This is a genomic window from Dehalococcoidia bacterium (assembly GCA_041653995.1).
Classification (GTDB): domain Bacteria; phylum Chloroflexota; class Dehalococcoidia; order GIF9; family UBA5629; genus CAIMUM01.
The window spans coordinates 1-8,137 of the sequence record JBAZEK010000020.1; the positions used below are offsets into that span (position 1 = coordinate 1).

Sequence of the window (8,137 nt, forward strand, 5' to 3'; positions counted from 1 at the left end):
AGAGGGTGTGGGGTTCATCGAGGACCGGGGCGGGCGGGTGCTGGTGGCGGACGAGATGGGGCTTGGTAAGACGGTGCAGGCGCTGGCGTGGTTACAATTACACCCTGAAGCGTTGCCCGCGCTCGTGGTGTGTCCCTGCTCACTAAAGGGGAATTGGGAACGAGAGTGTCTGGCTTGGACTACTCTAAAAGCACGCATCCTGTCCGGCACAAAGAGCGACGCCTCCCAAACTGGTCAGGATGTTTTGATAATCAACTACGATATTCTTCAGTACTGGCTTCCAGTGTTGGTTAATGTCGGCACGGTTGTACTCGACGAGTGTTTTCCTTACAATACTCCTGTCGTTACTGATAAAGGGATGCTGTTGATCGGTGACATTGTGGAACATCGACTACCTGTTAAATGTTTAAGCTATAATTTCCTGAAAAAAAAGATTTACTTCCAACCTATTATCCAGTATAATAAGAATCAAAAAACAAAAGGACTAATTAAAATCAACTATAATGGGGGATCAATCTCTTGCACCCCAAACCATAAAATATGGGAAGTAACATCAAATGAATACAAAACAGCCGATAAAATCAAACCTGGAGACATTTTGCAGACGGTGTGGGAAACCAATAAAAAAACAAAGACAATTTTGCGGACGCTCCTGTGCCACATTGGAACATTGGTCAACTACCGAGTACCGAGAAAAAACGTGTGCAGCGATGAAAATAGCAAAGTACAAACTCACACGTTGCGAATTATGCAAGAAATGGTTTCGACAAAAACAGCAAGGCAAAAAACGATTCTGCGGAACTTCTTGCTCAGCAAAGTGGAGAATGAGTCAACCAGAAATCAGAGCGCAAATATTTACAAAAGAACGAACTGCAAAAACTATAATCGCCCGCAAACAATGGAATCAAACACTGGAAGGAAAAGCCTTTGCAAAAAGATGTTCCGATCGAATGAAAATAAACAACCCCTCAAGTCGACCAGACGTACAAAAGAAAATGAAACAGACAAAAATACGAAAAGGAACCTGGGGAGTGTGGAAAGGACCCCGTGGTGGAAATGGAGCATACACCGCCCCGCAAATTATGCTGGCAGCTCTAATCAAAGGGAAAATGGAATTCTGTGTCAGCACATGGCCGGTGATGGCTCTAATCAAAAACCTGCCAAAGAATTACAAGATAGACATAGCCATCCCAGACAAAAAAATTGCAATCGAGGTAGATGGTGGAAGTCACTGCAATCCTATTCAGCAAAAATCCGACCAGAAAAAAAATTTAGCTTTACAAATGTTAGGGTGGAAAGTATTAAGATTCTGGAACCGAGAAATAATGAACACTCCCCAAATGGTTCTGGACAAGATCAATTTGTCTATAATTTAGAAATCCAAAACACCCATAATTACTTCGCAAATGGTGTTCTCGTTTCAAATTGTCACTTTATCAAGAATGCCAAGACCCATCGGACCAAAGCAGTCAAAGCATTTTGTAAAGGGAAGCCCCATGTCATCGCACTTAGTGGAACTCCTATCGTCAACCGCCCCATCGAGTTCTTCAACACACTCAACATCTTAGCACCTACCGAGTTTGGGAAGTATTGGGACTATGCCAACCGTTATTGTGGAGCCAAGCACAACGGGTACGGTTGGGACTTCAGCGGGGCCAGTAATACCGACGAACTCCACCAACGGCTCGACCGCAACATCATGATCCGACGATTGAAAGCTGATGTGCTCAAAGACCTGCCGCCCAAGACCAAGACCACCGTGCCGCTGACCCTGGACACCTATGGCCAGTCCATCTACGACGACGCCCTGCGCGAGGCCTTCGGCGTCTGGGAGAATGAAAAGCCCGACCCGCTCAAGGACATCACGGCGATTGGACATCTGCGCCGCGCCGCTATCATGGCAAAGCTGGAACTTTGTTATGAGTGGCTCGACAACTTCCTCGAGACCGGTAATAAAATTGTCGTCTTCGACATCCACCACAGCACAACCAACAAGCTGATGAAGCGGTACGGGAAGATCGCCATAGCGCTGGACGGGAGAACTGATGTGCGAATCAGGTCAAAAGTGGTGGAGCAGTTCCAGACCGACCCAGCCATCAAAATGCTTATCGGCAACGTGCAGGTGGCGGGCATGGGGTTCACATTGACAGCGGCGCAGGACGCCGTATTCCTGGAATATCCCTGGACACCTTCAGAAATCAGCCAGTGCGAGGATAGGATTCACCGCATTGGCCAGACCGGGGCGGCTTCAATTTACTACCTGGTCGCTGCCGGAACGCTCGAGGAAGACATCATCGAACTGATTGGCAAAAAACGAAAGGTGCTGGACGGTGTGTTGGATGGAATCATAGACGAGTCACAAAGCATGATGAAAAAACTGATCGAGAAACTCAAACTGAAAGGACGGCGATGAAAGATGAAAGATGAAAGATGCTCATGGATGGTGCACAGGTTCCCGCGAAAACTCAAAGATAGGTTCGCCGCGGCAGCCAGGCTCGACGGCAAGTCGATAGCTGACATGCTGACCTACCTGCTGCAACGGTTCCTGCGCGAGGAGTACGAGAAGACCCGTGCGGAGGTATTGAAAAATGACAAGTAACCCACAGCGCACAACATTCCCCGGCGCCGGCAACTGGGAAGGATATTGGGTGTTGGGAAAGACCCGCCGAACCCTCGCACAGCTCGTCCACGCCGGGCGAAACATCCGCACCGACCACAACTATCACCTGTTGTTCGCCAACGGGCAAATAGGGGACGGCACCTGGACTACTGAGGAACTCCTTGAGAAGGGGGCAAAGATCACCTATGACAAACCTGCGCAAGACGCCCCTTGACCTGGAGCAACTCCTTGCCGACGCCGGCATCCAGGCCGACCTACTGCCCTCGACAAACGGGATGTGGCAAAATCTTCCATGCGTAAAAAATAAATGTGTACATTCCCAAAGGAACAAGGTATAATATGTGCAGGAATAGAGAACGGGTAGCTCCCAGACTCGAAGAGGTCGGTCTCCCAGCCGACCCTGTCCTGCCTCTTTCAGCTGGGAACAATGATGGGAGATTGCTATGTGCGCTAAGATCTATCACCTCCTCGACGAGTACGGAAACATTCGAAATGTCGGAAAAACCACCAGAACACTTGAATACCGATTGGCAGGACATCTTTATGAGGCTACGCATGGTGGCAAAAATCATCGCTGCTGCTGGATCCGCTCGATGCTTGCCAGGGGATTAACACCTACCATAGAGTTACAGACCGAGGTAAGCGGGGACGGGTGCAAGGCGGAAATCGCCTATATCGCGCACTACAGAAAGATGGGACTCGACCTGGTAAACGGTACAGATGGTGGGGAAGGCACCTTTGATTCTACAGGTGCCATAGGTAAAAAAATTAGCGCCGCATTAACTGGACGTATTTTATCCCCAAAATGGAGAAAAAACATTGGACTTGCCCGTAAAAAACTCATTAAAAGCGGTTGGCATTATCCAGAAGAAGGTAAAGCAAAAACAATTGCAAAATTAACAGGAAGAAAAAGAGGTCCTATACCTCTCTGGTGGAAAGAAAAAATGCGTAAACCACACAAATTCAAAGACAAACCCGCATTTATACAACTGCAGCATGATTGTCATGTTGGAAAACCGTGGTCAAAAAAAAGACGTGATACTTTTAATAAAACAGGCAGATAATGAAAGTACCATTAAACATCGAAAAACTTTTACAAAAGTTTGAGATACAATACCGGCTTGGAAGCACAAACTGGTGCAATGTCTGCTGTCCCTTTTGTTCTGATTCTAAATTCCATCTCGGCTACCCGACAGACGGTGGAAACTTTTTCTGTTTCCGCTGCGGACCGCTCCCCGAGGATGAAACCGTTGCCGCCCTGCTGGGGGTCGACCTCCCCAAGGCCCGCAGGTTGTGCCGGGAGCACCGGGTCTCAGAGGGTCACAGGAAAGACCTTTCGGCAGGTCCTGGGACCACCCGGGTACCAAGGATTAACACCCTGGAGACACGCCTGCCCTACGGCACTAGCCCGATGACAAACAGGCACCGCACCTATCTGCGGAGACGGGGCTTCGACCCCGACCAGCTGGAGCGGGACTGGGGGCTCTGCGGGACGGGAAACCTCGGGTCATTCGCCCATCGCATTATCATCCCGATCTACGACAGGGATAAAAAGCTGATCTGCTACCAGGGGCGGGACGTCACCGGGAAGTCACCCATGCGGTACAAGTCCTGCCCCGACGCGCTGGCGGCAACGCCCATTAAAAACTGCATCTACGGCCTAGATCGTTTGGAGGGGGACCTGGTGGTCGTCACCGAGGGCGCCGCCAAGGTCTGGAGACTGGGCACGCCTGCCGTCTGCACGTTCGGTGCGACGGTCACCGACGCCCAAGTGCTGCTGCTGCGACGGTTCAGGCGGCGCATGGTGCTGTTCGACGGCGACGACACCGGCCGGGTCCAGGCGCAAACGCTAGCGGCGCGGCTCAGCCTGTTCCCCGGCGTTACGGAAATCGTGGAGCTCCCGGGGCCAGACGGGCCGGACGACCTGACTGACCTGGAGGCGCACGAGCTGATGGCCGAGCTCGTAGAAAGGTAACTTTAGTAACCTTATGAAAATGCAAAGATAATGCTGTTCCGCCCTTTACCTGCTTGCCTTTAATTGGCATCAGCAAAGATATTTATTTATTATTTGATCCGCATGGGATATAATTTACCACGAAACGCGAAGTGCGCCTCGCGTGGAATAAAAACGACAGGTCCAGACGAGTATGTATAAACTTCAAAATCAAACGGTCAGCAACAATAGACGGGTTGTGATACCACTTTCAAGGTGGGCTCATCTGGACTTCCCGGCGCCCTATTGCCTGCTGGCCGTTTTCTTTTCCCATCAAGGAGGTCCCAGATGAATAATATGCCTCTTGTTTTACACAAAACCGCATTAGATCAACTTCTAATGGCCAAAGATCCAGCAGATGCTATGACTTTATCTATACGCAAGTCAACATTGCCCCGACATGCGTAAAGACCATATTGTAAAACAGACGTTCAAATGGTCAAAAAGACGATTAGAGCAAGCGAAAAAAGATATTTATAATATCAAACTTTCAGGAGGAAGATAAAAATGACCGAATTTATTCGCGGTGAACACCAAAAAGACTTTACCCTGCTCAGCAATAAAACACTACGAGATGTCTCCTTATCATGGAAGGCGCGCGGGTTGCTTGCATATCTGCTGTCTCACTCTGAAGGATACCATATCCGTGCAGACAACTTACATCAATTTTCATCCGACGGCATATCTGCCACACGTTCAGGTATACGAGAACTGACGCAAGCTGGGTATATTGGCTTTCAAAAACAACAAGATAGCACCACAAAAGCGTGGATAGCTGGACATTGGATCATCTCAGAAGAGGCAAACCTACCTAAAGGCCTAAGGGTGAGTAAGCCTAAAGATGCGAAACGCACACTCAGCCTTTCGCAGACTCAGCCTTTCGCACCCCCATATAAGAAGATACAAAAGAAAGAAGAGCAAAAGAAAGAAGAGCAAAAGAAAGAAGAGCCCTTTTTTTTAAAGATTGAACACTTCGTTAAGCGGTTCTATACTATCCAGCGGGAGCGGTTCCCAAACATTGTCAAGAACACCCCGCAGTCGCAGATTGCCCAGGCATGTGACACAATAGGCAAGCTGGTGCGGATAGATGGCTACACGCTGCCGCAGGTTATCAAGGCGGTCACCTGGACACTTGATGACAACTTCTGGTCTACCAACGTGCACTCCATTGTCGGCCTCCGTGGCCGCTCAGGCAACGGAAGCACAAAGTTCCAGAATATTCTGGCGCAGATGGAAAAGCAGGCACCACCGCCACAGAGGGAACCTGAAGCCCGCAGGTTTCCGGCAGACAACTCTGACTACGGCAACTCGATGGGCATAAGGGACGTGGACTTCAAATGATAAAGATACACCGACAGACGGTTGACGGCTCAGTCGAGCGTAGACTCTTAACTGGGATGATCGTGTCCACCGAGTTCATGGAGGGCGTCGTCACCTTCTACGACCCGGACCTGGTGGAGACCCGGTTTGTCCGGACGGTGGCGGAGTGGTGCGCCCGCTATTTCAAGCAGTACGGCAAGGCGCCTGGCCCTCATGTCAAGGACATCTTCGAGAGCCACGCCACACGGATGGACCCTGCCGAGCGGGAGTTCATCTCCGACCTGCTTACCAGCCTGTCCGACGAGTACGCGCGTGCGGATAAGGTTAACGTACACTATCTGCTTGACCAGGCCGAGGCCTATTTCAAGACCCGCAGCCTGTCCCAGCTATCCAGGGAGATCAGCGGCTGCCTGCTGGAAGGTGAGGTGCAGGAGGCTGAGTCCCTGCTGGGCGGCTACAAGCGGGTCGGCAGGCCGCTTTCGCTGGGTGAAAATCCGTTCAGGTCGGCGGACGCCATCTCCAGGGCGTTTGAGCACGAGGAGACCCCGCTCTTCTCCCTCCCTGGCGCGCTGGGCAGGATGCTGAACCGGGAGCTGAAGCGGGACCAGTTCCTGGCCGTCATGGGGCCGGAGAAGCGGGGCAAGACCTGGTGGCTGAACGAGATCGCCATCCGGGCGGCCAAGGCCCGATGCAACGTAGCCCTGTTTCAGGTCGGGGACATGAGCGAAGACCAGGTGACCCTCCGGCTGAGCGTCCGGCTGGCAGGTAGAAGCAACATTCCCTGCTATTGCCAGATGCATGAAAGTCCCGTACCGGACTGCCTGCTAGGCCAGCTGGGAAGATGTCAGAAAGGTAATCGGCGAAAAGCCCTTGCAGAAAAGATCGAGAGGAGCGAGCTCAAGGGGCTGTACCTGTCAGGCGACCATGACGGACACAAGCCCTGTACCGAATGTATCGCTGACCAGAACTTCAGGGGTTCTCTGTGGTATCGGAAAGTTCCTGAAGCCAAACCGTTGACCTGGCGTGAGGCGTGGAAGACCGGGTGCCGTTTCCTCGGGAGGATCAAGGGCCGTGATTTCCGGCTGTCGGTCCATCCCAGCGACCAGTTGACGGTCAGCGGGATCAAGGGTATCCTCGACAACTGGGAGACGTTTGACAACTTTATTCCTGATGTAGTAGTGATTGACTATGCGGACAACCTTGCCCCGGAGGACAGGCGTGAGGAATACCGCCACCAGCAGAACCGGACGTGGAAGCTGCTGCGTGGATTGAGCCAGGAGCGACACTGCCTCGTGGTGACGGCCACGCAGGCCAGCGCCCGCGCCTACGGCAAGGAGCTGATCGACATGGGCGACTACAGCGAGGATAAGCGCAAGTATGCCCACGTCACGGCCATGGTGGGCCTGAACCAGACTCCTGACGAGAAGAAGTCCGGCATCATGCGGATCAATATGGTCGTCCAGCGTGAGGGCGAGTTTTTCAGCGAGCGCACGGTAAAGATAGCCCAGGACCTCTGGGTCGGTCGGCCGTTGCTATTTTCATTCTGAGGTAGAAACATGAACAACAGAATAATCTGCGGGGATTGCTTGCTTGAGATGTCGAGACTGGCAGACAAAAGCATTGACATGGTGCTGTGCGATCTGCCCTACGGTTGAGGAAAGACCGCCTGCAAGTGGGATACCATCATCCCGTTTGAACCGTTGTGGGTACAGTACAAGCGGATTATCAAGGACAACGGGGCGATAGTGTTGACGGCAAGCCAGCCATTCACGAGTGCATTAGTGATGAGTAATCCGAAATGGTTTAAGCATTGCTGGACATGGATCAAAGACAAACCGGTTGGCCATTTGGTTGCCAAAAAACGACCGATGCAGGCAACCGAAGATGTTATTGTATTTTCTAATGGTCACTGTCCCTATAACCCGATAATGATTCTTTTGGATAAACCGTATTACGGGGAAATAGAGACAAAACGCAGCGAACTGTGCGGAGGAAATCAGGGCGTTCAATTGAAGAAACTTTATACCCATAAATATCCAACAACAATTCTTCGTTTTACAGGGGTTTCTCATAGTAAAAATGTTCATCCCACCCAAAAACCAGTTGCCCTCTTTGAATATCTTATCCGTACCTATACCAATGAGACTGACACAGTGTTGGATAACTGCGCCGGGAGCGGGACTACAGGGGTTGCTTGCATTAAC

General features: G+C 51.2%; 8 protein-coding genes. All 8 read left to right on the top strand.

All coding sequences use genetic code 11. The features are described 5' to 3' along the window. Nucleotides 1–2,413: SNF2-related protein (locus tag WC359_14085; protein ID MFA5401575.1), on the top strand; the 2,413-nt coding region annotated here is incomplete at its 5' end. 3 nt (nt 2,414–2,416) lie between these two features. Next, the gene (locus tag WC359_14090; protein MFA5401576.1) at nt 2,417–2,599 is read left to right on the top strand and encodes a hypothetical protein; all 183 of its coding nucleotides are present in this window, start codon (nt 2,417–2,419) and stop codon (nt 2,597–2,599) included. Then, nucleotides 2,589–2,834 (top strand): hypothetical protein, encoded by a 246-nt coding sequence (locus WC359_14095; protein MFA5401577.1) that lies wholly within the window; start codon nt 2,589–2,591, stop codon nt 2,832–2,834. The genes WC359_14090 and WC359_14095 overlap by 11 nt, the downstream gene beginning before the upstream one ends. 229 nt (nt 2,835–3,063) lie before the next feature. Further along, nucleotides 3,064–3,684, top strand: a complete 621-nt coding sequence (locus WC359_14100; GenBank protein MFA5401578.1) for a hypothetical protein — start codon at nt 3,064–3,066, stop codon at nt 3,682–3,684. Then, the gene (locus tag WC359_14105; protein MFA5401579.1) at nt 3,684–4,595 is read left to right on the top strand and encodes a hypothetical protein; all 912 of its coding nucleotides are present in this window, start codon (nt 3,684–3,686) and stop codon (nt 4,593–4,595) included. Before WC359_14100 ends, WC359_14105 begins: the two co-directional genes overlap by 1 nt. 525 nt (nt 4,596–5,120) lie before the next feature. Next, nucleotides 5,121–5,954, top strand: coding sequence for a hypothetical protein (locus WC359_14110; GenBank protein MFA5401580.1), 834 nt, complete (start codon nt 5,121–5,123; stop codon nt 5,952–5,954). Next, nucleotides 5,951–7,480, top strand: a complete 1,530-nt coding sequence (locus tag WC359_14115; GenBank protein MFA5401581.1) for a hypothetical protein — start codon at nt 5,951–5,953, stop codon at nt 7,478–7,480. The genes WC359_14110 and WC359_14115 overlap by 4 nt, the downstream gene beginning before the upstream one ends. A 153-nt stretch (nt 7,481–7,633) precedes the next feature. Continuing rightward, the coding region (locus WC359_14120) for a site-specific DNA-methyltransferase (GenBank protein ID MFA5401582.1) at nt 7,634–8,137 on the top strand (504 nt) is incomplete at its 3' end.